This window comes from Paenibacillus whitsoniae, from assembly GCF_003955665.1.
Classification (GTDB): Bacteria; Bacillota; Bacilli; order Paenibacillales; family NBRC-103111; genus Paenibacillus_E; species Paenibacillus_E whitsoniae.
The window spans coordinates 26322-52398 of record NZ_RXHU01000131.1 but is presented as its reverse complement, the minus strand read 5'-3'; the positions used below and the strand labels follow the sequence as shown (position 1 = coordinate 52398).

General features: G+C 49.3%; 29 protein-coding genes and 1 pseudogene. All 30 read right to left on the bottom strand.

Annotation, left to right across the window (positions count from 1 at the left end; all coding sequences use genetic code 11):
- A partial coding sequence (locus EJQ19_RS30680) for a PolC-type DNA polymerase III N-terminal domain-containing protein (protein WP_164716837.1) occupies positions 1-213 on the bottom strand: 213 nt, incomplete at its 3' end.
- Between the two features lie 68 nt (positions 214-281).
- Positions 282-1730, bottom strand: coding sequence for a proline--tRNA ligase (gene proS, locus EJQ19_RS30675; RefSeq protein ID WP_126145013.1), 1449 nt, complete (start codon positions 1728-1730; stop codon positions 282-284).
- A 22-nt stretch (positions 1731-1752) separates the two neighbouring features.
- Positions 1753-3012 (bottom strand): RIP metalloprotease RseP, encoded by a 1260-nt coding sequence (gene rseP / locus EJQ19_RS30670; protein WP_126145012.1) that lies wholly within the window; start codon positions 3010-3012, stop codon positions 1753-1755.
- Positions 3013-3176: 164 nt separating this feature from the next.
- Positions 3177-4322, bottom strand: a complete 1146-nt coding sequence (locus tag EJQ19_RS30665; RefSeq protein ID WP_126145011.1) for a 1-deoxy-D-xylulose-5-phosphate reductoisomerase — start codon at positions 4320-4322, stop codon at positions 3177-3179.
- Between the two features lie 25 nt (positions 4323-4347).
- Positions 4348-5148, bottom strand: a complete 801-nt coding sequence (locus EJQ19_RS30660) for a phosphatidate cytidylyltransferase (protein WP_126145010.1) — start codon at positions 5146-5148, stop codon at positions 4348-4350.
- Positions 5149-5176: 28 nt separating this feature from the next.
- Positions 5177-5448, bottom strand: a pseudogene (locus EJQ19_RS32730) (undecaprenyl diphosphate synthase family protein); the annotation flags it as partial.
- A gap of 2 nt (positions 5449-5450) precedes the next feature.
- A partial coding sequence (gene uppS / locus EJQ19_RS32725; protein ID WP_420901710.1) for a polyprenyl diphosphate synthase occupies positions 5451-5927 on the bottom strand: 477 nt, incomplete at its 3' end.
- A gap of 70 nt (positions 5928-5997) precedes the next feature.
- A complete protein-coding gene (gene frr, locus EJQ19_RS30650; protein WP_126145009.1) occupies positions 5998-6552 on the bottom strand; it encodes a ribosome recycling factor in 555 nt (184 codons plus the stop codon).
- Between the two features lie 3 nt (positions 6553-6555).
- On the bottom strand, positions 6556-7281 hold the full coding sequence (gene pyrH / locus EJQ19_RS30645) for a UMP kinase (protein ID WP_126145008.1): 726 nt from the start codon (positions 7279-7281) through the stop codon (positions 6556-6558).
- A 90-nt stretch (positions 7282-7371) separates the two neighbouring features.
- Positions 7372-8022 (bottom strand): translation elongation factor Ts, encoded by a 651-nt coding sequence (tsf, locus tag EJQ19_RS30640; protein ID WP_126145007.1) that lies wholly within the window; start codon positions 8020-8022, stop codon positions 7372-7374.
- A 113-nt stretch (positions 8023-8135) separates the two neighbouring features.
- Positions 8136-8834, bottom strand: a complete 699-nt coding sequence (gene rpsB / locus EJQ19_RS30635; protein ID WP_126145006.1) for a 30S ribosomal protein S2 — start codon at positions 8832-8834, stop codon at positions 8136-8138.
- A gap of 222 nt (positions 8835-9056) precedes the next feature.
- Complete coding sequence (locus tag EJQ19_RS30630; RefSeq protein ID WP_126145005.1) at positions 9057-9584, bottom strand: hypothetical protein; 528 nt, start codon at positions 9582-9584, stop codon at positions 9057-9059.
- Positions 9577-10173, bottom strand: coding sequence for a DUF6115 domain-containing protein (locus tag EJQ19_RS30625; protein WP_126145004.1), 597 nt, complete (start codon positions 10171-10173; stop codon positions 9577-9579). Before EJQ19_RS30625 ends, EJQ19_RS30630 begins: the two co-directional genes overlap by 8 nt.
- Positions 10174-10212: 39 nt before the next feature.
- Positions 10213-10542 (bottom strand): hypothetical protein, encoded by a 330-nt coding sequence (locus tag EJQ19_RS30620; protein WP_126145003.1) that lies wholly within the window; start codon positions 10540-10542, stop codon positions 10213-10215.
- A gap of 17 nt (positions 10543-10559) precedes the next feature.
- Positions 10560-11969, bottom strand: a complete 1410-nt coding sequence (locus EJQ19_RS30615; RefSeq protein ID WP_126145002.1) for a DUF342 domain-containing protein — start codon at positions 11967-11969, stop codon at positions 10560-10562.
- Positions 11970-12002: 33 nt separating this feature from the next.
- Positions 12003-12791: a FliA/WhiG family RNA polymerase sigma factor gene (locus tag EJQ19_RS30610; RefSeq protein ID WP_126145015.1), complete on the bottom strand. Its 789-nt coding sequence runs from the start codon at positions 12789-12791 to the stop codon at positions 12003-12005.
- Positions 12792-12812: 21 nt separating this feature from the next.
- A complete protein-coding gene (locus EJQ19_RS30605) occupies positions 12813-13244 on the bottom strand; it encodes a hypothetical protein (protein WP_126145001.1) in 432 nt (143 codons plus the stop codon).
- Positions 13245-13246: 2 nt separating this feature from the next.
- Positions 13247-13741, bottom strand: coding sequence for a chemotaxis protein CheD (locus tag EJQ19_RS30600; RefSeq protein WP_126145000.1), 495 nt, complete (start codon positions 13739-13741; stop codon positions 13247-13249).
- Positions 13728-14360: a chemotaxis protein CheC gene (locus tag EJQ19_RS30595; protein WP_126144999.1), complete on the bottom strand. Its 633-nt coding sequence runs from the start codon at positions 14358-14360 to the stop codon at positions 13728-13730. Before EJQ19_RS30595 ends, EJQ19_RS30600 begins: the two co-directional genes overlap by 14 nt.
- A gap of 4 nt (positions 14361-14364) precedes the next feature.
- Positions 14365-14826, bottom strand: coding sequence for a chemotaxis protein CheW (locus EJQ19_RS30590; RefSeq protein WP_126144998.1), 462 nt, complete (start codon positions 14824-14826; stop codon positions 14365-14367).
- Positions 14827-14853: 27 nt separating this feature from the next.
- Positions 14854-16929, bottom strand: coding sequence for a chemotaxis protein CheA (locus EJQ19_RS30585; protein WP_126144997.1), 2076 nt, complete (start codon positions 16927-16929; stop codon positions 14854-14856).
- 53 nt (positions 16930-16982) lie between these two features.
- Complete coding sequence (locus EJQ19_RS30580; protein ID WP_126144996.1) at positions 16983-18107, bottom strand: protein-glutamate methylesterase/protein-glutamine glutaminase; 1125 nt, start codon at positions 18105-18107, stop codon at positions 16983-16985.
- A gap of 48 nt (positions 18108-18155) precedes the next feature.
- Positions 18156-19025: a MinD/ParA family protein gene (locus EJQ19_RS30575; RefSeq protein WP_126144995.1), complete on the bottom strand. Its 870-nt coding sequence runs from the start codon at positions 19023-19025 to the stop codon at positions 18156-18158.
- Positions 19022-20368 carry a flagellar biosynthesis GTPase FlhF gene (gene flhF / locus EJQ19_RS30570; RefSeq protein WP_126144994.1) on the bottom strand — a complete coding sequence of 449 codons (1347 nt, stop codon included), beginning with the start codon at positions 20366-20368 and terminating at the stop codon, positions 19022-19024. Before flhF ends, EJQ19_RS30575 begins: the two co-directional genes overlap by 4 nt.
- A complete protein-coding gene (flhA, locus tag EJQ19_RS30565) occupies positions 20365-22398 on the bottom strand; it encodes a flagellar biosynthesis protein FlhA (protein WP_126144993.1) in 2034 nt (677 codons plus the stop codon). Before flhA ends, flhF begins: the two co-directional genes overlap by 4 nt.
- Before the next feature lie 22 nt (positions 22399-22420).
- Positions 22421-23515: a flagellar biosynthesis protein FlhB gene (flhB, locus tag EJQ19_RS30560; RefSeq protein ID WP_126144992.1), complete on the bottom strand. Its 1095-nt coding sequence runs from the start codon at positions 23513-23515 to the stop codon at positions 22421-22423.
- 14 nt (positions 23516-23529) lie between these two features.
- Entirely contained in the window at positions 23530-24327 is a 798-nt protein-coding gene (gene fliR, locus EJQ19_RS30555) for a flagellar biosynthetic protein FliR (protein ID WP_126144991.1), read from the bottom strand.
- 12 nt (positions 24328-24339) lie between these two features.
- The gene (fliQ, locus tag EJQ19_RS30550; protein ID WP_126144990.1) at positions 24340-24609 is read right to left on the bottom strand and encodes a flagellar biosynthesis protein FliQ; all 270 of its coding nucleotides are present in this window, start codon (positions 24607-24609) and stop codon (positions 24340-24342) included.
- 26 nt (positions 24610-24635) lie between these two features.
- On the bottom strand, positions 24636-25409 hold the full coding sequence (gene fliP / locus EJQ19_RS30545) for a flagellar type III secretion system pore protein FliP (RefSeq protein WP_126144989.1): 774 nt from the start codon (positions 25407-25409) through the stop codon (positions 24636-24638).
- Positions 25406-26038, bottom strand: coding sequence for a flagellar biosynthetic protein FliO (fliO, locus tag EJQ19_RS30540; protein ID WP_126144988.1), 633 nt, complete (start codon positions 26036-26038; stop codon positions 25406-25408). Before fliO ends, fliP begins: the two co-directional genes overlap by 4 nt.
- Between the last annotated feature and the right edge of the window lie 39 nt (positions 26039-26077).

Below are 26077 nucleotides of genomic sequence, written 5' to 3'. Positions count from 1 at the left end.
CTTCTCTTGAATCATTTTGCAGAACGAACGGTAAATCGGTTGTGGGACGAGTTCTTCCTTCACCAAATAAAACGTCCAGTCCCGATTCTTACGACTGATTTCTACTTGATCGATATAACCGTCCATAAAATAGGTCCGCACCATATCGCCTGGAATCTCGGCTTGCTGCATCAAAAGCTCAAAGCGATTCCGTTTATCAGCCAGATTACTCATGAACAGCCTCCCCATAAAAAATACGAAGGGCAATGGAGCCTAGACTCCAAGTGCCCTGGATTTGAAACTTAATAACTACGGCCAAAAACAACCGTGTGCTTCGCGGCTTCCCCGCAAATGAGACATGTCGACTTCGTTTCGGATGGTTCGAAAGGGATATTGCGGCTTGTCGCCCCTGTCTCTTCCTTCACTTGCGCTTCACACGCATCCGAGCCGCACCAGCCGGCTAACGCGAAACCGCGCTTCGTCTCGAGGAACGACTTGAACTCGTCGACCGTATCGACCGCAATGTAATGTTCATCGCGGAATTGCTTCGCTTTATCATACATCTGCTGGTGAATCTCGGCAAGCAGATTTTGCACTTCTTCTACAAAATTCGCCTGCTGAACGACCTTCTTCTCACCGCTCACGCGGGAAACGAGAACGACTTGTCCATTCTCCATGTCGCGAGGTCCAAGCTCAACGCGAATCGGAACGCCGCGCATTTCGTATTCGTTGAACTTCCAGCCCGGGCTTTGATCGGCGCGGTCATCTACTTTGACGCGAACTCCGGCTTTTTTCAGCTCAGCAAATAACTCGTCCACACGTCCGATGACTTGTTCACGTGTTTTTGGAGGTCCAATTGGAATCATGATGACTTGCGTCGGTGCAACCTTCGGCGGCAGCACAAGACCGCGGTCATCCCCGTGCACCATGATCAACGCGCCGATCAGACGGGTGCTTACGCCCCAAGACGTCGTATGCGCGAATTGATGCTGATTTTCACGGTCAAGGAATTTGATATCAAACGCAACTGCGAAATTGGTGCCCAGGTAGTGGGATGTACCGGCTTGCACCGCTTTCCCGTCCTTCATCATTGCTTCGATGGAGAAAGTATCTACTGCGCCAGCGAACTTCTCGGAAGGCGTCTTCTGGCCGACGATCACCGGAATCGCAAGGAACTCTTCAGCAAATTGGCGGTACACTTCCAACATTTGCATCGTTTCGCGGCGTGCATCCTGCTCGTCTTCGTGAGCGGTATGACCTTCCTGCCAGAGGAACTCGGTTGTACGCAGGAACGGCAGCGTGCGCTTTTCCCAACGAACTACGTTTGCCCATTGGTTAATCAGCAAAGGAAGATCCCGGTAGGAGTTGATCCACTCGGCGTACATGTGGCCGATCATCGTCTCCGACGTCGGACGAATTGCAAGGCGCTCTTCCAGTTTCTCTCCTCCGGCTTCCGTTACCCATGGCAATTCAGGGTTAAAGCCTTCGACGTGCTCTTTTTCTTTCTGGAAAAAGCTCTCCGGAATAAACAGCGGGAAGTACGCATTGCGGTGTCCCGTCGCTTTGAACATGCTATCCAACTCGCGCTGAATGTTCTCCCAGATTTCAAAGCCGTCCGGTTTGAACACGATGCAGCCGCGAACCGGCGAGTAGCTCATCAGATCCGCTTTCTTGATAACATCAATATACCAGCGGGAGAAGTCTTCTCCCTGCGGTGTAATTTCTCGGACAAATTGTTTATCGTTCGACATAAATCCTCCCACGATTCTTGGACTACCCTTTGATTAATCGTAAAATATCATTGTAGGTGACAGCCACCATCAGCAGCATGAGCAGCGCGAAACCGACAAAGTGAACCAGACTTTCGCGGTTCGGATCGATTGGCTTACCGCGAAGCGCCTCCAGCCCCATGAAGAGCAGGCGGCTTCCATCCAGTGCCGGAATTGGCAGCAAATTGAAGATCCCCAAGTAGAGACTTAGTGTAGCCGCCCAAGAAATCAAGTACGTAATCCCCATCTTAGCAAACTCCGCCGACACTTGCGCCGTTCGTACCGGTCCGCCGAGATCGTCGAGCTTGAACTGCAGCATAACAAGCTTCTGCAAGCCGGTCACTATGCTAATGGTTGTTCCTACGACCTGGTCATATGTACCGGTCATCACTTCTTTAAATGTTGCATTGCGGCGATCCCCACTGATGACGACACCTAATTTGCCTGTTCCCGCTTCGAGTTCAGGAGTCACTTGCAGCGTTAAAGGCGCCCCCGCACGATCGACGACCCAAGTCATCGTTTTGCCGGCAGAGGATTGAATCGCCGTCACGAGTTTCTCGCGGTCGTCACCAATCACCTGATTATTGATGGAAATGATCACATCGCCTTTGTGCAATCCAGCTTTTTCACCAGCTTTGCCAGCCTGAACCGTATCCAACTTCACATTCGTGAACACGCCGGACATGATGACAACGATGAGGAACAGCACGATGGCCAGTACAAAGTTCATCACAGGCCCCATCACAATGGCTAGCGCACGCTTGCCCACCGGCTTGGAGCCAAATTGACGATCATACGGCGCAATCTGCGTCTCGGTCCCCTTGGTCACCATCAGTGCTTGCGGATCCACAGCAAATGCCGCATTCTCTCCATCAACATCAAGAGCTACGCGGAGCGCGCGTTCCAAATCGATCGATTCAACAACACCCAGGATGACGTTGGAACGGCGGTCTAATTGATCGAGGTACAGGTGCGTGACTTGATTCTGCTTGTTCACCTTAACGGCAATTGTCTGACCGGGATTAATCTGAACGATTTCAGGATCCTCCCCTGCCATTCGCACAAAGCCGCCGATCGGCAAGATGCGCAGCGTATAGCGGGTCTCGCCTTTTTTATATGAGAAAATTTTCGGTCCAAATCCGATGGCAAACTCGCGTACCAAAATGCCCGCCCGCTTGGCAAAGTAAAAATGGCCCCATTCATGAATCGTCACAAGGACGAAAAACAGCAAAATCACCTTTAACGCAACTTCAATAGCCGACAAGTCGTATTTCCCCCTTCGGGTTGTCTTAGAAACTGTCCTATGTAGAAAGGAGAGCGTATTCTTAGATTACCACTATTGAACCGCGGAATACAAGCTATGCGCACTCAGATCAGTATACGAGCCAGGAGGACGAATTAGACGTTATTAGCTAGCGCCCGTTCCATTTAAAACGTCATCGCAGCCGCAACCTGTCTCGCCCATTGATCTTGTTCATGAATGAGTTCAATTGGAGGATTTGGATAAAATTCATGCTTTTGAAGTGTTGCTTCGATAATGGATTCGATTTGGAGGAACGTGATTTCGCCTTTCAAAAAGCGAGCAACCGCAACCTCGTTGGCCGCGTTGTACACGGTCGGTGTCGTGCCGCCCTGCCTGCCGCTTTCGAACGCCATGCGCAGGCACGGAAACCGTTCGTAATCCATCTCGCGGAAGTTAAGCTTGCCGATGGCCGCCAAATCCAAACGCGTCGTCGGTGTCGGAATCCGATCAGGATACGTCAGCGCGTAGGAGATTGGAATCCGCATATCCGGATTGCCAAGCTGAGCGATGACGCTATGATCGATGAACTCGACGTAGGAATGGATCACGCTTTCGGGATGAAGGATAACGTCAATGTGATCATAATCCAAACCGAAAAGCCAATGCGCCTCAATCACTTCTAGCCCTTTGTTGACCATCGTCGCGGAATCGATTGTGATTTTGGCGCCCATGGACCAATTCGGGTGATTCAGCGCTTCCTTGACCGTCACGCCTTTGAGCTCAGCGCGTGTGCGATCCCGGAATGAGCCGCCTGACGCGGTCAACGTAATGCGCTCGATTTGCGAAGGCTTCTCGCCGTTCAAGCATTGAAAAATCGCAGAATGCTCGCTATCCACCGGCAAAAGCGCAACGCCTTTGCGTTTTGCCGCCTCCGTCACGATGTGACCGGCGCTGACGAGCGTTTCTTTGTTGGCAAGCCCAATATGCTTGCCTGCTTCAATCGCAGCCAGCGTTGGCTTCAGGCCTTGGCTGCCTACCAGCGCAGTCACAAGGATGTCCGCGCCGCTTTCCGTCGCGACCGCCATTAAGCCCTCCTCGCCGTGAATCACACGAGTGCCCGTAGGCACATGTTGTGCAATCCGGTCGGCCAGCTCCTTCGTTGCCACGGATACAAGCTGCGGACGAAACCGCTGCGCTTGCTCAATGATCAGTTCGCTGTTAAAACCGCCGGAAATGGCGGTTACTTGGAACTGTTCTGGCGCGTGCGCCACAATATCGAGCGTCTGCGTACCGATCGATCCGGTGGAGCCGAGTATGGCTATTTTCTTCATGATTTGCACACCCCACAGGTAATCATTATTGCGGAATTAAGCCAAGCAAATAAACAAAAGGAAACACGATCAGCCAACTGTCCATGCGATCCAGCACACCGCCATGACCAGGGAGCAACGTGCCCGTATCTTTAATCCCTTTGACCCGTTTATAAGCCGATTGGATGAGGTCTCCCACTTGGCCCACAACCGCGATGACGAGACCTAAAAGAAGCGCCTGCGGAATGCTCAATAGTTCCGGGGAGGCAATAGCAAAAATAATCGCTGCGATCACGGAAATAACGATGCCGCCAATGGCGCCTTCAACGGATTTTTTAGGGCTGATCTGCGGCCATAACGGCGTTTTCCCAAGCTTGGAGCCAACAAAATATGCGCCTGAATCGGAAGCCCAAATACAAACGAAAATCAAGAACGTCCAGAACAGGCCGTGGTCTCCGAGCCTAGCCGCGATCATGTAATTGAAACCAAGACCAATGTAAACGACGCCAAGCAAAATAACCGAGACTTGATCAATCGTGATTTTATTCTTCGAGGCGACGGTAATAAAAAGAAGCAGGAACATGCCGAGCCAGATAACAGCAGTAGTCGAGAGAGGAAACGAACCGCCGAACTGATCTTGTTCCCAAGGAATCGTTAAAATAAGCAAAGCAATGAGTCCGATGCCCGCTGTCAGTTTGTAAGGCATGTACCCGTTCATTTGCAAGTATTCGCGATAACCGATAATAGACACCAACACAATCAGCCCTGCGTACCAGTATCCGCCTAATACGAGCAAGGTAAGGAATACAATTCCGGCGATAATACCGGTAATTAATCTCTGTTTCAAGGTGAATCCCCCTAGATACATCTAAGCTTTAAACTCCGCCGTATCTTCTGCCGCGGCGCTGATACTCCGCAATTGCTTGATAGAACAAGTCTTCCGTAAATTCAGGCCAGTATGCGTCCGTGAACCAAAGCTCGGAGTATGCCAGCTGCCACAGCAAAAAGTTGCTGAGTCGCAGCTCTCCGGAGGTTCGGATCAGGAGATCGGGATCCGGCAGATCCGCCGTTAGCATATAGGATGAAATTTGCGTTTCGCTCAGTTCATCAGGATTAAGCTTTCCTACCTGGACGTCTTGAATCAAATNNGCGGCCGCCATAATTCAAAGCAAAATTCAAAATCAACCCTGAATTATGCTTCGTCCGTTCAATCGCATCTTCAATTGCATTCAGCGTGTAGTCGGGCAGCCCTTCTTTCCATCCGGTCATCCGAATCCGCACGTTGTTTTGGATCAACTCTTCAATCTCCAAAGGAAAAAACTCTTGTGGAAGCTTCATGAGAAACTCCACTTCTTCCTTCGGACGCTTCCAATTTTCCGTGGAAAATGCATACAAGGTCAGCACTTTAACGCCGATGTCGTTAGCAGCCATCGTTATTTTTTTCACATTTTTCATCCCGGAATGGTGTCCTGCAACGCGAGGCAAGCCTCTTTGCTGCGCCCACCGTCCGTTGCCATCCATAATGATCGCCACATGCGCCGGGACTTTATCCAGCTCAATCTCCGGCAGGGATAAACGAGCAGGCTTGCGGTTGTTACCGAACCAATTTTTGAATAGCTTAAGCACTGTTGTTCCTCCCAACTCGGGAAAGATGAAAAGCCCCCAGTGATTACTACCCGGGGGCGCATATCTATCGCTAAACTTCCATAATTTCCTTCTCTTTCGCTGCCAGCACTTTCTCGACCTCGGCTACGAATTTGTCGGTGAATTTCTGGATGTCCTCTTGATGTTTACGGGATTCATCCTCCGAAATTCCGGATTTCTCGAGCTTCTTGATGTCATCGTTCGCGTCGCGGCGAATGTTGCGGATCGCAACTTTCGCTTCTTCGCCGAATTTCTTCGTCATTTTCACGAGTTCAGCGCGACGCTCTTCCGTCAAAGCCGGGATGACGATTCGAATCACGGAACCATCGTTGGAAGGCGTTAAACCAAGATCCGATTTCATGATCGCTTTTTCAATCGAAGACATCGAGCTCTTGTCCCAAGGCTGGATAAGCAGCGTACGGGAATCCGGTGTCGTCAAGTTCGCAAGCTGATTGACCGGGGTCATTGCACCATAATATTCGACTTGAATACGATCTAGCAGCGACGGCGTAGCGCGTCCGGCACGAAGCGTCAGCAGATCTCTCTTGAGCGCGCCGATTGCTTTCTCCATCCGGTCTTCTGCGTTCTTTTTCACTGATTGCGGCATCGATTATACACTCCCTTTAACAGTCGTACCGATTTTCTCACCAAGAACAACGCGTTTGATGTTGCCTTTTTCCGTAATATTAAACACCACTAGCGGGATGTTGTTGTCCATACAGAGGGAAGAAGCCGTTGAGTCCATAACGCCAAGGTTATTGCTAATGACTTCCATGTAAGTCAGCGTTTCGAATTTTTTTGCTGTCGGATCCTTGAACGGATCAGCGGAGTATACACCGTCAACCTTGTTTTTGGCCATCAAGATAACTTCAGCCTCAATCTCTGCTGCTCGAAGCGCGGCGGTCGTATCTGTCGAGAAGTAAGGATTGCCCGTACCAGCCGCGAAAATCACGACTCTTCCCTTCTCCAGATGACGCATCGCTCTTCTGCGAATATACGGCTCAGCCACTTGCTGCATCGTAATCGAAGACTGAACACGTGTCGGTACGCCGATATTCTCAAGCGCATCCTGAAGCGCCAAAGAGTTCATCACTGTAGCAAGCATGCCCATATAATCCGCGGTTGCACGATCCATCCCTTTTTCGCTGCCGGCAATGCCGCGCCAAATGTTGCCGCCGCCAACAACAACAGCCACTTCAACATTTAATTCTACTACATCTTTCACTTGCTGAGCAATGGAGGTAATAATTTCGGAATCAATGCCGTACCCTTGCTGTCCCGCCAAAGCTTCCCCACTCAATTTCAGTACAATTCTTTTGTAAAAAGGTTGACCCAACTTGTATAACCTCCGTTTCCTTGCAAACCGATCAAGTAAAGGGCTAAAAAAGAAGGAACACCAAGTGTTCCAACTTTTTGTCGCTGCTTATTATAGTTTCACTTGGGACATAACTTCTTCCGCAAAGTTTTCTTGTTTCTTCTCAAGGCCTTCACCGAGTGCAAAACGTACGAAACGACGGATGGAGATGTTCTCGCCGATCGTTGCGATTTTTTCGTTCAGCAGTTGCTCGATCGTTTTGTCTGGGTCTTTCACGAAGGATTGCTCCATCAAGCAGTACTCTTCGTAGTATTTGCCGATACGGCCTTCAACCATTTTTTCAACGATTTTCTCAGGCTTGCCTTCGTTCAATGCTTGAGCGCGAAGGATTTCTTTTTCTTTTTCTAAAGCCTCACCTGGTACTTCATCGCGGCGAACGTAGATTGGGCTTGCTGCTGCAATGTGCATCGCGATGTCGCGGCAGAACGATTTGAATTGGTCTGTTTTACCTACGAAGTCTGTTTCACAGTTGATTTCAACCAGAACGCCAACTTTACCGCCAGCGTGGATGTAAGACTCAACAGCGCCTTCCGTTGCGATACGGCCAGCTTTGTTTGCCGCTGCGGAAAGACCTTTCTCACGAAGAATTTCAGACGCTCTTGCGATATCACCGTTTGCTTCTTCAAGCGCTTTTTTGCAATCGAGCATCCCCGCGCCTGTTTTTTCACGTAGTTCTTTTACTTGTGCAGCTGTAATTGCCATGGAAAAGAAACCTCCTAATTGGATTAAATAATATGTAACGCCATTGTTATTCCAAAAAAAGGGTGGTGACAGGCTGTTACACCTTCCAACCACCCTTTTCACATTCATATGGATTAAGCTGTTGTTTGCTCGCCTTGGTGTGCTTCGATAACCGCGTCAGCAATTTTCGCTGTCAGCAATTTCACAGCGCGGATTGCATCATCGTTACCTGGAATCACATAATCGATTTCGTCCGGATCGCAGTTTGTATCAACGATACCAACGATTGGGATACCCAATTTGCGAGCTTCTGCGACAGCAATACGCTCTTTACGAGGGTCGATAATGAAAAGTGCGCTAGGCAGGCCTTTCATGTTCTTGATGCCGCCCAAGAATTTCTCAAGACGTTCTTTCTCTTTGCGGAGAATGATAACTTCTTTCTTAGGAAGAACTTGGAACGTGCCGTCTTCTTCCCATCTTTCAAGAGTTTTCAAACGGTCGATACGTTTTTGAATTGTAGCGAAGTTTGTCAGTGTACCACCCAACCAACGTTGGTTGATGAAGTACATACCGCAACGTTCTGCTTCTTCAGCAACGGAATCTTGCGCTTGTTTCTTAGTACCTACGAAAAGCAGTGTACCGTTCTCTTCAGCAACGGATTTAACGAAGTTGTAAGCTTCTTCAACTTTTTTAACCGTTTTTTGTAAGTCGATGATGTAGATACCGTTTCTTTCAGTGAAAATGTACTTGTCCATTTTCGGGTTCCAACGACGTGTTTGGTGACCGAAATGTACGCCAGCTTCTAAAAGCTGTTTCATGGAGATTACTGCCATCCCCAATCCCTCCTCAAAATGGTTTATTTGGCATCCGCCGCCCCTCGCATCTTTGCATAAAACCTACATATGTAAGCACCATTATGCAAATTGACGGGCGTGAGTTTTTAACACCGTGAATAAATATACCACAACTGAAAATCGGTTGCAACTTTTTCTCCCTATCGAAATTTGGCCGTTTCAACAAAAAAAGATCTTTCGAAGAAGATCTTTTAGCCCGACTTATTTCGGCGGCTGCGTCAACAAATTGGCCACGATTCCGGCCATATCCTGCACGCCCTCGAAGGCGTGGAAGCCGACCTGAATCTTGTAATTGCCCCCCTGTTTGGCAAGCTCCGCTGCAAACGCGTTGCGATCCGCAATGACGCCGGATTGAACGAGCAAATCGGCGACGGCCGTCGCATCAAGATTAGGTTGAACGTAAATTACAATTTTCTGCGGCGGCGCTTTGGCCGTCTGTTGTTCCGTTTTCGGTGCGGCTGCCGCTTTGTCTCCCTCTTCTTTGACTTTCTTCTGCACAGCTGCGTCAAGCTCGGCTTGCGTAAACATTTTCACATTCAAATCGTAGACTTGAAAATATTTAGAGGCTTCCTGCTTAAGCTTCTGCGGGTCCATCTCCTCCAACGAAATCGTGCCGGAGGGGTTGGTATTCGGCGCCGCGCTAGGACGAACAAGCATAATTTCCAGCAAAATCGCCCCAACGATGACGCCGATGCCGAGACCTGAAACGAATAAACGATTCTTAAACATGCGTACGCTCCTCCTGTCTGGAGAGTTGGAGGATCAAATTGACTTCGCCTTTATTCATATTCAGCTTTTTGGCGATGGCCTCAACGCTTTTGCCTTGGTCATGCAAAGCAAATAGCTCCATATAGCGCGTTCTCATGCTTAACCCTGTGTATGGTGGCTCTGGATCGGGCTGCGCCGCTTGATCGGCTGCTGCATAACTTTCCGCTGCCGCATGCGCTTCCTGTACTTCTTGCGGGCTGATGGAAACGGCCGTCTCCGCCATCGTGGTACGATCAGCTCCAAGCTCAGCTGAAGATTGCTTGGTCAGTTCGCGCGAAAGCTCGATTTTTTGGCGCTCCAACGACTCCAAGCGCCCCGCCAGTTTGGCGAGCTCCACTTCGTAGTCATGTTTCGTTTTCGTAAAGAGATCGAGCATGGCCTGATTTTGTTCATCCATTTCCGCCGCGAAATGTTCGATTGTTTCCTCGATCTCCTGAACGGCCGATTTCGCCTTCCCCGCTCCGGTTGAAACGGTTTTTGGAAGAAACCGCGCGTAGACGACCAAGACCAGACCGAGCAAAATAACGTATACAAATGGCGGCATTGCCATGAGTTTCACCTTTTTCTTTTCAGCGGTTGTTCAAAAAAATTAAAGAGACAAATCAATATGATGCCCTTTATAGGGATGTACGGGAACGCGCACGCCGTCCTCTGGCACAGCGGCCGTTTGCCCGGAGGCGGCGCCGCGAGCCTTGCGCTCTTGCGGAGCGCGCTTCTGCTCATGCTTGTCTTTGAGATCCGGGCGTGCGCTTTCCTCCAGCTTGGCGCTGCGATGACGATCGTGATCCGTCTCCAGCAAAGCATGCTGCTCAAGCACGACTTCATCGTGCCGCGGTTTCTGCATCAGTTGGTTTTGCTTTATCCCGGCCTCGTCGTTTTTGTGTACGGCGAACTGTAAATCGATGGCTTTAAAACTCATCGCTTACACCTCCCCATTTACACATTAGCACTAAATGAAATATCTCCATCGTGAAGACGATAAGTAACGCGATTCGCCTGATCTTTGATGAATTTGGTATTGCGGCCGATCACGAGCTTCGTCCCGCCATAGATCGTCGAGATAACTTGAACCTTGGCAGTGGAGGAATCCTCCAGCGACTTCTCGATTTCAAGCATGCGTTCTTTGAGCACGTTCTGCTCTTCAATCGCCTGTTTCTTCGTATGATTCAACTTGACGCGCATGCCCACTTTATCCGGCGTCAATTGGCCTGCAGCAGCCAGTTGGTCCAGGATCGAAAGCGCTTTAGTCGTCTTTTCAAAATTGTCCATATGCGTGCGAAGCTGTGCGCGAAGTTGCACCAGTTCGTTGCGAAGCTCCGGCAGCACGCCGACTTCAATAACGGTCGTCGTTGACATGGAATTGCCGATCGTTCTCGCCGTCACCTGTTCGCCGGCTTGAATCGTTCCTCCGACAATGAGTCCCTTGGAACCGGCACAAATCACACTTTTTCCTGCGCGCACTGTCGAATGCATAATACTTTGCGAAACCGTTAAATCTCCCCCTGCTTCAATGGTTGCATCTTGGATAAAGGAGCTTTTCACATTGGACCCGGCTTTAATATTCGCTTTATTTTGCCCGACAATGCCTGCAGTAATCTCAATCGAGCCCTCTGCTTCCAACTCGGCCGCTTCGACGCCACCAATGATCCGAATGTCTCCGGCCGCGCGAACTTTAAAGCCTGGAAGAACATTGCCGCGGATGACAACTGTGCCGATAAAATCAATATTCCCAACACGATAATCGACATCGCCATTGACTTCATAAATCGGAAATACGTTGATTTTATCCTTGTCGGTCTTGACCACCATGCCGTCGATTGTAGCATATAGTCCCGTAGCATCGTTATCGGCCACGACGTTTTTCCCCATTTTGAAACGGGTTTCTTTGCCTTTCTTATAAGGCAGCATTTCACCGGTTACCGCTCGGCCGGGTGCACCATCCGTCGCCAGGAAGCGCTGTCCGATCAACTGCCCTTTTTTCACATTGTGCAAGGAAATGACTTCTTTGAAATTAACCCGTCCGTCCTCTTGCTCGATCGCTTTCTTATCGTCGGCTTCCATATCGAACAAGAGCTTCACATAACCGTTTTTCCCGTCTGTGGACGGAGTGCCTGAAGCAATCTGCGTTTTCCGCTGTGCAAACGACCGGGGATTGGCAACGATCGCCGACAAAACCGATTCGTCTACGCCGTGAACGACTTGATGGGACTGAACAAGACCTTTCAGCTGCCCTAACGTTACCGTAAAATTGTCGTCCAGATTGGAAAGAAGTGCATGTGCCGACAGCTTATCATCCGACACTGAGATTTGAATGTAATACTCCAAAGGCATGTTCCCCTCGCTCATGGACATACCACCTTTCATTTCGTTCAGAATGTGTTAGCTATCTTGGAAGAGTTGATTCTTAAAACGTCCCAGCACACCTTTCAACCTAAGAATCGCCTTAGAATGCAGTTGAGAAATACGTGACGGCGATAAGCTCATCACCTCGGCAATTTCACTCAAGGACAACTCCTCAAAATAAAACAGCGAAACAACCGTTCTCTCCTTTTCAGTCAAGCGCTCGATCGCTTTCGCCAAAGATTCTTTTAAATAAAATTCATTCACCTGAACTTCAGGGTTCTTCGCCTTTTCGTCCACAAGTAAGGAAAGCCTAGTTTCAGACTCTTCTTCCCGAATCGGATCATCGATGGAGCATACGGTCGTGATCGATATATCCTGGAGCATTTGTTGAAATTCCTGCTCGGTAATTTGCAAATAGGCACTAATCTCCGAATCCGACACAGAACGCAAGTACTGTTGTTCAAGCTTTTGATAAGCATCCTCGATCTTTCTAGCCTTCTCCCGAACGGATCTCGGCACCCAGTCGCCTTGCCGCAGCCCATCAATGATGGCGCCGCGTATGCGCCAAGAAGCGTACGTTTCAAACTGCAGTCCTCGCTCATAATCAAACTTCTCTATCGCATCGATCAAGCCCATCACGCCAAAACTGGACAAGTCATCTTTCGAAACCGTTTTAGGGAGCCCAATCGCCAGACGCCCGGAGACATAGTCGACAAGCGGCAAATAACTTTCGATCAGCGACTGTCTAGCGGCAATCTGGCTATGTTCCTTCCACTGCTTCCACAAGTCAATATTAGCAAGATGCGGTTGTTTTTGTTCAATCATGGTTCTAAACATTCACCATCCTTAATCTTCGGACATTCGCCTTAGTGCACCCGCCAGTTGTTCAGGGTCCAATTCTTTCTTGGTGACTAGCTTAGGTGGATTCAGTGGTGAAAATTGCATGTCTGACAGTGAATCGGCATTCTGGTTTGAAAGATTCGACTTCATAAGCTCAAGCGTTTCGCCGTCCTCGTTCGGAGTCACCATATCTAAATTCTGTCCCAGTTGCCCATTCTCCTGCATAGGATCAGCTGAGGTTTTGGCCGAAGCTTCTCCCGCTCCCGCAACCAGGCCCAGCACCCAACGAAAACCGAAAGTAAGCACGAATAAAATAAGGAAAGCATATACGCTTTTTAGCAAAGTCGACAGCAGCAAATTGTTGCCGATCGATAAGGCAAAAGTGAATAGGCCCGCTAGTGAAGCTACGATGACGTTAATTCGCATTGTACCAATCATAATTAAATTTCCTTTACGCCTAATTGAACGCTTCGGATGACCAAAATCCCCGTCTCACAGATAAACTCGATTGTGCGACCGTAATTGGCCCCCGTATCCTCCGCTATAATCGGGATGCGATATTGACTAAGCATTTCTTTGCAGGATTCCACATTGCGCGGACCGATTCTCATGGTGTCGTTATTCCCGGCAAATGCAAACATCTGAGCACCGCCGGCTAGCTTAGCCTCAAGCTTGTGAACATTGGCGCCAAGCTGCGCCATTTTGGATATTAATTCAGGAATTGCGGTATCCGCATATTTGGCGATATTGAGTGACCCTTCACGGGCGATTTCAGAAGAAGGCAGCATCACGTGCGCCATCCCTCCGACTTTCGCCCGGCTGTCATAAAGGGTTACGCCTACACATGAACCCAGGCCTGTAGTTTTTAAGACACCACCGCGTTCTGCAACATTGAGGTCAGCCATACCTACTTTTATTAGACTATCCTGCATCATCAGAGACTACCCCTAGTGCGGAAAATATTTTACCAAACGATTCCGGATCGGGGATCAAGAAGAAGTGCCCCTGCACTTCATTCTCCCCTTCCAAAAATTTGGTATCAATGAGAAGGGCCTGGTCTCCCATTTGACCAAATTGCAGTAAACCATAACTCAAAATTGCGCCGGACATGTCGATCGCCAGAGACGGGACCGTCGGCTGCAAATTCAAGTTTGTAAAATCAGCAAGTGAAGACAAGTACGAGCCGGCCAATATGTTACCGATTTCATTCAGCGCAGACAATTCCAACTCGGAGTACTCCCCTTGCTCGTCCGAAATGTGAAGACCAATGAGATCGCGCAGCATATTTTTCGCTGCATCCAAATTCAAAATGAAAAACATGTTGCCAGGCGCATCCCCCTCCACTCGCAAGAAGATGGCCAGTACAACGGCCTCCGCGCCGCCGACGCTTTCACAAATTTCTTCAAACGGCAACATTCTTACTTTTGGCACGAGCATGTCAATCGGCTTATCCAGCAAAGTGGAAAGCGCAGTTGCAGCATGACCTGCTCCAATATTGCCGACTTCCTTGAGGACATCCAACTGAAACTCTTCCAAGCGACCGAATACATCCACTAGCCTAGTCCTCAAGTCTTTCTAATTGCGAAATCTCGCTTTTATTGAGCACTTGCTCCAGGTTTAATAGAACAAGTAGTCGATTATCCCCAACGCGCGCAATACCGTCCAGGTACTTCGCCTTAATGCCGCCGACAATTTCAGGCGGTGTGTTGATGTTGTCCGTATCCACATCAATCACATCATTGGCTGAATCTACAATTAGTCCTACTTCAAAGTCGCCGGCGGAAACGATAATAATCCGTGTAGCATCCGTGCTTTCGTTCTCTTCCAACCCGAATCTAGCACGCAGATGAATGACAGGGATGACAACGCCGCGCAAATTGATAACGCCTTTAATGAAGTCCGGTGCCTTCGGCACACGCGTCATCGGTTGCATTCTTTCAATCGTTCTTACTTTCTCGACTTCAACCCCATACTCTTCCGATCCAAGCGTAAAGACAATGACCTTTTTTTCTTCTCCCATGGTGATAGCCTCCTTAGCGAATATGGTTTATTTAATAAGTGCGTTCGTATCAATAATCAGGGCCACTTGACCGTCGCCCAGAATCGTTGCGCCGGAAACCGCGAAAACGCCGGTTAAGTATTTGCCAAGCGGCTTCAGTACAATCTCCTGCTGGCCGATAAACTCGTCCACCATCAGCGCTACTTGCTTGTCGCCCTTGCGGACAACAACGATTTCCGTTTCGGTTTCCTTATCTTCGTCGTAGTCCGGCACCTCAAACAACGTGCTCAAGGAGACGACCGGGATGATACTGCCCCGATAATCGATCATCAGATTGCCGTGAATATTTCGGATTTGTGATTTCTGGATCGCCGACGTTTCGACGATGGATGAAAGCGGAATCGCGTATTTCTCGCTGCCTAGACGAACGAGCATAGCCGAAATGATCGACAGTGTCAGCGGCAATTGGACCGAGAACTTGCTGCCGAAGCCAGGCTTGGAATCAACCTGCACGTGGCCGCCCAGTGTTTGAATTTTCGTTTTTACGACGTCGAGACCGACACCGCGCCCGGAAATATCGGAAATTTTTTCCGCTGTGCTGAAGCCTGAGGCGAACAATAAGTTGTACACTTCATGGTCGGTCAGTTTCGCGGCTTGCTCTTGGGTAACAAGCCCATTTTTTAATGCCGTCTTGAGCACTTTATCACGATAAATGCCGCGGCCGTCCTCTTCGATTTCGATGAAAACATGGTTGCCGCTGTGGAAGGCGCGAAGATAAATTGTGCCGTGCTCCGGCTTGCCCGCAGCCAAACGGTCGCTGATCGGCTCTATGCCGTGATCCACCGCGTTGCGCAGCAAGTGAACTAACGGATCCCCAATCTCGTCAATGACTGTGCGGTCAAGCTCGGTCTCCGCACCTGTGATGACGAGTTCAACTTTTTTATCCAGCGATTTCGCCAAGTCGCGAATCATCCGTGGGAATCGATTGAACACCGAATCGACCGGCACCATGCGAAGCTTTAGCACGATATTTTGCAAATCGCTGCTGACGCGCGACATATGTTCTACGGTTTCCGTCAAATCGTTACGCTTCACTTCGCTCGCCAACTGCTCCAGACGCACGCGGTCGATCAACAGCTCGCTGAACAAATTCATCAGCGTGTCCAGACGATCGATATCCACGCGAATTGTGCGGCTTGCGACGGGCGCTCCGCCTGCTCCTGCAGCAGGCTTGCCAGCGGCCGTAGGGGCAGGCGCCTCCGGCTTTGCGGGTGCAGCTGGTGCTGGTGCAGCAGGAGCCGCTGTCGCTGCAATTTCCTTGCTAGCCGCATTTACTTCAGCTGCAGCGGGGTTCGACAATTCGGCCAATGATTCCGAATCTACCGTGATAATGACAGCGGACGCGATTTCGGAGACGTTCAGGATTTCTTTCTCCAACGTGGCTTGATCCACTTGGGAAATAAAATAGAGGGAGAAGGAACGATCGAATTTCTCCTGCTCGATTTCTTGAACAGATGGCGTCGATTTGACGATCTCGCCCATTCGTTCCATCGCGTCAAATACCATATAAGCACGTGCTGCTTTTAACACACAGTTCTCGTTAACGGTGACTTCCACATAGAAGACGCGGAATCCGGAGTCGATCGACTGCTGCAGGATGGAATATTGAAATTCATCCACTTCAATACCGCGGGTCGGCGCTTTAGACGGAGCGGCTGCAGCAGGCGCTTCCGTCTTCAAGTAATCACCGGAGACAATTGAACGCAGCGAAGCAACGATTGCAGAAACATCGGCGCTTCCTGTTCCGCCTTGAATGATGTCCTCAACCATCGTTTCCAGGGAATCCAAGCTCTTGAAAATGCAATCGAAGATGAACGGATTCATTTCAATTTTACTGTTCCGTACGAGATCGAGCACGTTCTCCATATCATGGGTCAACGCTGCGATGTCTTCAAACCCCATTGTTGCGGCCATCCCTTTTAACGTGTGAGCGGACCGGAAAATGTTATGTACGATGCTAATATCCTGAGGATTCGCTTCCAAACTTAAAAGATTTTCATTCAACGATTGCAAATGCTCTTTGGATTCATCGATAAACATTGATAAGTACTGACTAATGTCCATATTCAAACACCCCCATTAGAATCGTCCTGCACCTGACATTGACACGCCTCTGCTCATCCATCTTGCAAAACGCACCGGGCAATCCTGCCTGCGATTTCTTGCTGCGGAAGCACCAACATCGCCGCCTGGCTTTCAACCGCTGCACGCGGCATGCCGTACACCACGCATGTTTCTTCCGCTTCGGCAATTGTCGTGGAACAGCCGGACTGCTTGAGCGACAACATGCCTTTCGCCCCGTCGCTCCCCATTCCCGTCATAATGACGACGTGCCGTTTGAGCTCCGGTACACCAAGCAAGGATTCAAACATTACATCCACGGAAGGTCGATGTCCTGACCGCGGTTCTTCCTTTGTCAAACGAATTTTATAAGTGCGATTTGGTTCTTTTCCAATCACCATATGCCAGCCGCCAGGCGCGACATAAGCTGTTGCGGTTTGGAGGATATCCCCTTCCGCGGCCTCTACGACTCTGATCTGCGAGATGTCATTCAAGCGCTGTGCGAGCGATTTCGTGAAATTCGGCGGCATATGCTGGACAATTAAAATTGGTGCAGGAAATCCCGCGGGTATCTGGGATATCACTTGGTGCAAGGCGCGCGGTCCGCCCGTTGAAGTCCCGATCGCTACGATATGCTCAAAATGCGATGACCCGGGATTAACCGATTTCACCGATGCTGCCGGTTTCGACGGCGAAACTGTGGTTGTGCTTTTGATCGCTGCTGTTGCCGCCGTCTGCTGAACGGCTCCTTGCGCGTTGTCCGGCTGAATGCCTCTCACCTTTGTCCGAACGGCAATTTGCAGCTTTTCAAGCAGTAACTGTTTCACTTTGTATAAATCCAGCGAAATGGAGCCCGAAGGCTTTCGAATAAAATCGACGGCTCCCCATTCCAGTGCTTTAATCGTTTCGGCCGCGCCTTCCTGCGTAAGGGAACTCACCATAATGACAGGTGTCGGCTGTTCGCGCATGATGCGCTGCAAAGCTTCCAAACCGTTCATGATAGGCATTTCGATATCCATCGTAATCGCATCGGGACGCAGCAGCTTAGCTTGCTCAATGGCCTCTTGCCCGTTTTTGGCTGTTCCAACCACCTTGAATTGTGGATTTTCTGAAATCAGGTCACTGATGATTTTTCTCATAAAGACGGAGTCATCGACAACAAGAATGTTATAAGATGCCATAGCTGTTCCCCCCTCTTTATGTGTTATTCGACATGATCTGCGAAATTCCTATTTCAAAAGTCTCATCATTTTATTTAGAAAGCTTTTGACGCCGGATGAAGGCGTGTGGCTCGTACGGTAGCCGCCTACAAAAGCTTCGGAGATCGCACGAATGTTCCCGGCCGCAGCCGAATTGGGAAAAGCGAGAGAGAAAGGAACTTGCTTTCTTACTGCTTTCGACACCGCCGCGTCATCCTCAATGAAGCCCAGTGTCGGAATTTGAAGATCCAAAAATTGATGCGCAACCAACGATATTTTATCCGCCGTCTGCCTGCCTTCCTTCGCGTCGGTCACCCGATTGATGACCAATTTGAAGGACACCTGATGCCCCATGGACGTCACCATTTTGATAATCGCATAAGCATCCGTGATCGACGTCGGTTCCGGCGTAGTCACAACAATCGTTTCTTCCGAAGCGAGAATGAATTGCAGCGTTTCTTTGGAAAGCCCTGCACCGGTATCGAAAATAATAAAATCCGCATACCCATTCAGCTCGCCGATCTGTTCGGAGAAATAATTCAGTTCTTCTTCTGTCAGACGAAGCAAATCCGTAAAGCCAGACCCGCCGGCGATAAATTCCAAGCCATTGGCGCCTTTTTGAATGATTTCCCAGATCGTTTTTTCCCTTTTCAAGAGGTGGTACAAATTGTACGTCGAAGGTACGCCCATCAACACGTCGATATTGGCAAGCCCGATGTCAGCGTCAAAAACAAGCACCTTGTAGCCCTGCGCTTGAAGCGATAAAGCGAAGTTAAGCGTAAAGTTCGATTTGCCGACCCCGCCTTTACCACTGGTCACGGTAATGATCCTGGTCTGTCGTATACTTCGATCTTGGTGAGTTTGAACCAGATGCCGTAACCCTTCTGCTTGATCCTTCATGTTTGCGGTTCCTCCAATAACAAATCGATGACTTGCCACTCATTCAATTCCACAATATCGTCCGGGACATTTTGACCGGTGGTCACGTAAGACAGCTGCAATGAGAATTCATTGACGACATTCACGATCGCCCCGTAGGAATCGGTTTCATCCATTTTCGTAAACAACACTTTATCGAGCTTGAACTTGCTAAAATTGTTTGTAATCGCTTGAATGTCCCGATACTTGGTCGTCAAGCTAAGAACAAGAATGGTTTCACTTTTGCCTTGTGTTTTCAGAAGAGAATTCAATTCCGAAACGTACATTTCATTTCGGAAATTGCGGCCGGCCGTATCCATAAAAATCACGTCGCAGTCCGCAAGATTCGTGAACGCTTTCGCTAGGTCTTGCGGGGAGAATACGACTTCAAGAGGTACATTTAAAATCGTCGCATATGTTTTAAGCTGCTCGATCGCAGCGATACGGTAGGTGTCGGATGTAATGAAGCCTACCTTGCGGTGATATTTCAGCACTTGATCCGCTGCGAGCTTGGCGATCGTCGTCGTCTTGCCGACTCCCGTCGGACCGACGAAATGAACGACACGCGTCTGATCGGAGATGTGCTTGCTTTGTTCGGAATGGAGCGTCTGCCCCAGCTTCGCGCGTACGAGTTGTCTCGCATTCTCTTCCGTAATCGGTTCGCCCGCGGCTTCCAAATCGCTCTGGACTTCCTCCATCATACCGCGGACGAATGCAGGATCTACCTCCTGCGCGCAAAGCAACTGTTCCAGCTTCTCCAGCGGTTCCGGCATGCGGTCCGGTTCAGCGGTTGCCGTCAGTCTCTTCATCATTTCTTTCATCTGCTTCAGTTCATCCATCAACTGATTTTCATTCAAAAGGGACTGTGCGGGAGCCGCCGCAGTTGCCGTAGCCGTAGCTGCTGTCGGCGCCTGCACTTGCGCAGCGGCTGGCGCGTAGGCTTGCTGTTGGCGTTGGCGAAGCGAACCTTCGACGATAGGCTGCGGCGGCGCAGCCTCTTGCTTCAGTGCAGACGGAACCAGCACATCCGGCACCTCGGGGAAATCGGATTGCTGCGCTCTCGCTGGCGCTTGCACATTCGGCATGATCGGCTTCTGCGCCTGCTGCGCAAATGACGGTGCCGGACGGCTCGATGCGCCGCCGGAAGCGGCGGCAGCCCCATCGATCGCGGCGATCACTTCGATTTTCTTTTTGCCGAACATCCCTAGAAAGCCGCCGGTGCGGATCTCCTTCGTATTGAGAATGACCGCATCCTTGCCCAAATCCGTTCGGATCTTCTGCAAAGCGTCCGGCATGGAATCGACAACATATCGTTTTACTCTCATAAATTGACTACCCCCATGCTTTGAATTTCAACGCTCGGCTCAAGCTCGCTATAAGATAAAACCGGAATGTCTTGCAGCGTGCGTTCCAGCAATTGTCGTACATACATGCGAATCGTAGGCGATGTTAAAATAACCGGCTGCTGCCCAGATTGAATCAATTTGGTCACTTGTTCCGTCACGCGGTGATGAATAATTTGGGAAGACGACGGGTCCAGGGCCAAATAGCTTCCTTGATCCGATTGTTGGACGGATTCCGCAATTTTTTTCTCCACAGAAGGACCGACTGTAATGACTTTCAACGAATCTCCGATGGACGTGTACTGCTGCGTAATTTGACGAGACAGCGCTTGTCTCACGTATTCCGTCAATATTTCAGGATCTTTGGTATATGTCCCGTAATCCGCCAACGTCTCCAAAATGGTAACCAGATCGCGTACAGAAATTTTTTCACGAAGCAGCTTGGCTAGCACTTTCTGCACGTCCCCCACGTTAAGAACGGAAGGAATAAGATCATCCACAAGCGCCGGGTACGTTTCGCGTACATTGTCGATGAGCGCTTTGGTTTCTTGACGTCCAAGCAGCTCATGCGCATGTTTCTTAATTATTTCCGTCAAATGCGTTGCGACAACAGACGGTGGATCGACAACAGTGTACCCTGAGAGTTCGGCCCGCTCTTTGTTCATCTCATCGATCCAGATGGCCGGAAGTCCGAACGCAGGTTCGGTTGTCTCGATACCGGAGATTGAATCGTCATCAATGCCCGGGCTCATAGCCAAGTAGTGATTGAGGAGCAATTCGCCACGGGCGACCGTATTGCCTTTAATTTTGATGATATACTCGTTGGGCCGCAGTTGAATGTTGTCACGGATCCGGATGACCGGAACGACAACCCCAAGCTCTAACGCGCATTGACGTCGGATCAGGATGATCCGGTCCAGTAGATCTCCGCCTTGCTGCGTGTCCGCGAGCGGGATGAGCCCATAACCGAACTCGAATTCGATCGGGTCCACCTGCAGAAGCGAAATGACGCTTTCCGGACTCCGCACTTCTTCGATCTGCTGCTCCTCGACCAGCTGTTCCTCTTTAATCGCCTCGCGCTCCAGATTTTTCTGCATTCTGTAGGCTGCGTAAGAAAGCAGACCTGCAATCGGGAACGTTGTAAACCAGTGAATCGGTGTAAAAACCCCCAACACCACCAACGTACCTGCGACGATATACAGCAGCTTTGGCTGGGCAGTCAATTGTTTTGTGACATCATGCCCCAGATTGCCTTCCGAGGAAGCCCTGGTAACGATAATACCCGCAGCTGTGGAGATGAGCAGCGCCGGAATCTGGCTGACCAATCCGTCACCAATCGTCAGAATGGAAAACGTTTGGAGCGCCTCGGAGAAGCCCATCCCTTTCATCGACATGCCAATAATGAAACCGCCGATTAAGTTGATAACCAGGATGATAATGCCTGCGATCGCATCCCCTTTTACGAACTTGCTGGCACCGTCCATCGCTCCGTAAAAATCGGCTTCACGTTCAATCTTTTGCCGGCGCTCCCGCGCCTGGACTTCATTAATCATGCCGGCATTGAGGTCGGCGTCGATACTCATTTGCTTACCTGGCATTGCATCGAGCGTAAACCGTGCCGCAACTTCGGCCACGCGCTCAGAACCTTTGGTAATTACGATAAATTGTACGAGGACCAAGATCAGAAAGACGACGAATCCTACGACAATGTTGCCCGCGGCAACGAAAGAACCAAAAGTTCTGACCACGTCCCCTGCTTCCGCGTGAGACAAAATGTTGCGTGTAGTGGATACGTTGAGTGCCAACCGGAATAAGGTCGTAATGAGCAGCAAGGAAGGGAAAATCGAGAATTGCAGCGCTTCCTTCGTATTCATCGCGACCAGAATAACCATTAGGGCAATAGAGATATTGATAATGAGCAAGAAGTCGAGCAAAGGGATTGGAACCGGTACAATCATCATTAAAACGATGCAGATAATGCCCACGAGTACAAATAAATCTTTGACTTTCAACGGATTGCACCTCCCTCTTTCGTTAGTTCGTACGGCCTTTCATCTTATATACATACGCCAGTACTTCTGCAACAGCCTGGAACAATTCGGCAGGAATCGCTTCGCCGATTTCCACTTGGGCATATATCGCTCGAGCAAGCGGCTTGTTTTCCATCGTCATAACGCCGTGTTGTTTGGCAATTTCTTTAATTTTCAAGGCCATGTAATCGGCGCCTTTGGCAATTACCGTCGGCGCTTGCATGTTTTTCGAGTCATACTGCAAGGCTACGGCGAAGTGAGTTGGGTTCGTGATGATGACATCCGCTTTCGGAACTTCCTGCATCATGCGTTGCATGGCCATGGCCCTCTGCTTCGCCCGAATTTTTCCTTTAATTTGCGGGTCGCCTTCACTCTTCTTATACTCATCTTTGATGTCTTGCTTCGACATGCGAAGGCTTTTCTCGTATTCATACTTCTGGTAGATGTAATCAAAAATCGCCAGCACGACTAGAATCGCGCCGATTTTAATCCCTAAGCTTAGCGTGACGGAGCCGATGAAAGAAAATGTGCTTTCCAACGGAGCGTGACCTAGCGCCAGGAGCTTCGTCTTTTGCCCCACTAACGTGGTGTATACGACGAGACCGATAATGAGTAATTTAAACGTGGATTTCAGAAAATCCATCACCGTACGCATGGAAAACATGCGCTTAAATCCTGCAAGCGGATTGATTTTATCGAACTTAGGTATCAGTGGTGAACCGATGAACATAAAGCCGATTTGCGCATAGTTGCCAATCACGGCGATCAGCATGACGAGAATGAACATCGGGGCCAGAATAATCAAGCCTTGCATCATCAGATCGTGAAACAGCGCTTGAACGTTGCTGCTCGTAACATCCATAGAGAGCTGATTTTCATATACCTTTCGAAACATCAGCATAATCCGATCTTTCATAAAGGAGCCGAACAGCATAAGCGTTACAAAGGAAAACAACAGGATGAGCGCCGCGGGCACATCCATGCTCTTGGCAACTTGCCCTTTCTTCCTGGCATCCTGCCTCTTCTTTGGCGTCGCCCGTTCCGTCTTCTCACCGGCAAACCATTGCAAATCGAGCTGCAAACGAAATCTTTGAGCCACGGGACTCCTCCTGCTTATGGGGCTGGCGAACTTCCACCGCCGATGAGCTGCAGCATTTTCCCCACATAATCAAAAGCTGTACCGAACAACTGCTGAAACTGAGATATCAATTCCGGGAACAAGAAAATCAGAATGAAAAATCCTAAAATCATTTTCAACGGCGCCCCAACAACAAAAATGTTGAACTGCGGTGCCACTCGGGTCAGCAATCCCAGACCCAAATCTGTTAAAAACAGCGCGGCGACTACAGGTGCAGCCAGTTGAAAGGAAAGATAAAACATTTTCGATAACGATTGAAAAAGAAAATCCGAAACTTGCCCGTTGTAGATCCGTGCAAACATCTGATTGTCGAGCGGCACCCATTTATAACTGTCGATAATCGCTTTTATCAAGTAATGGTGTCCGTCGAACGATAAAAATAAAAGCACGGCGACCATATACTTGAGATTCCCGAGCATCGGATTCGAGGTTCCTGTCAGCGGATCGATGACGCTTGCCATGCTGAATCCGATCTGCATGTCCATGAAGGCACCGGCTGTCTGAACGACTGTAAAAAAGATATAGACAACAAAGCCAAGTGCGACGCCAATCAGCATTTCACGAATGATCATGAGCACATAGACGCCATCCATCGGGATTGTCTGGTTCCAACCCACAATCGCAATCGTGATCAAAGAGATGAACATCGAGATGCCGATTTTGAACATCGCAGGGATGTTTCGGGACGATAAGACAGGCACCACGACAAAAAACGAAGTGATTCGACAAAAAATAAGCAGAAAGACAGGAAGCGCTTGAAAAAAAATGGCCATTTCGTTCACAACCTAACCAACGAATTTATACAGATTGTTGAGCAGGCTGAACGTAAAATCAACCAATGTATTCATTATCCAAGGACCAAAGATCAAGATGGACAGCAGCACCGCCACGATTTTTGGAACAAAGGCCAAGGTCTGCTCCTGAATCTGCGTCGTTGCCTGAAAAATGCTGATGATCAGTCCAACGACGAGCCCAATGACCAACATTGGCGCGCTGGCTTTAAGAACGGTGTATACCGCCTCTCCTGCAATTTTAATAACAAACTCCGAACCCATGAAGGTCTCCTCCGTTATGATCTTCGTCAACTATAGCTTAGAAGCAATGATCTCACGACAAGATACCACCCATCCACCAGGATAAAAAGGAGAATCTTGAACGGCAGTGCAATCATAACCGGCGGGAGCATCATCATCCCCATGGCCATTAAGGTACTTGAGACGACCATGTCGATGACCAGAAACGGTATGAATATCATGAACCCCATCTGAAACGCCGATTTCAGTTCACTGATCGCATAAGCTGGAACTAGCGAAGTAATAGGAATATCCGCCACGCCTGTCGGTGCTTTCGCTTTCGTATAATCCAGAAACAGCTTCAGATCTTTTTGACGCGTATGCTTAAACATGAATTCTTTCATCGGCAGGGCCGCTTTCTCAAAAGCAACCGTTTGGTTGATTTCTCCCTTGAGATAGGGCTGAAGCGCCACTTTATTAACTTCTCCCAAAGTTGGAGACATGATAAAAAAGGTTAAAAACAGAGCGAGTCCGATTAGAACCTGATTGGGCGGCATTTGTTGAGTTCCTAACGACGTTCGAACAAATCCAAGCACGATGACGATTCGTGTAAAACTGGTCATCAAGATCAAAAAAGAAGGTGCCAAGCTAAGCACCGTGAGCAGCAACAACAACGTAACTGTATTTGCTGATCCCCCGGTTGCCGTGCTTGTGCCAATGTTCACATTGAGTCCTGGAATCGGATTGTTGGGATCCGGCTCCGCTGCCGATGCCGTCATGGCAAACGCAAACAAGAAGATACTTACAATGACGAGCAGTAACGCAAATTTATTTCGTTTCATTCATCATTCAACCGATCTGTTTGTTTTTGATCCGAAAGCCATTGCTGCGCTTGCTTATTGCGCGTAGACACCTGTTGGATCTTATTATGAAATACTTGTTGAAAAGAAGCTGTCAATTCGACTTCCTCTTCTTCAACCGTCTTTTTGCCTGACAACTTGCCCATCCACTTGCTCACGGAAGCCAAGCCCATCCGATCCTCCTGCGACTGTTGCAACAAATCCGTAATGTATGCAATTTCGTCGGCGTCCGTAATTTTATCCAACATCTGAATATTGTCGCCGACACCAACGACCAATATCGAATGGCCAATCTCGACCAATTGAATGGATTTGTTGGGACCAAGCGGCACCCCGCCAAGCGAGCGAATGGAGCTTCCGAACATCGAGCCCCTGTTCTTCCTTGCCAAATATCGCATCAGCACATAGAAGAGCACAATGATCAGCACCAGAACAATAATCACCTTAACAATCATAAAGAAGGAGCTGGCTCCCGTTAGAGTTGAAGGAAAATCCGCCGGTGACTGATCGATTGTGTTGTCTGTTTCCGCCATCGCCAATTGGCCAGTAGCTAGTGATGAACTAAAGAATAATAGCGCTGTAATCCCTAACTTCGATTGAAGTCTTTTCATAAAAACAACCCTTTCGGCATATGTCGGACTCAACCGAAG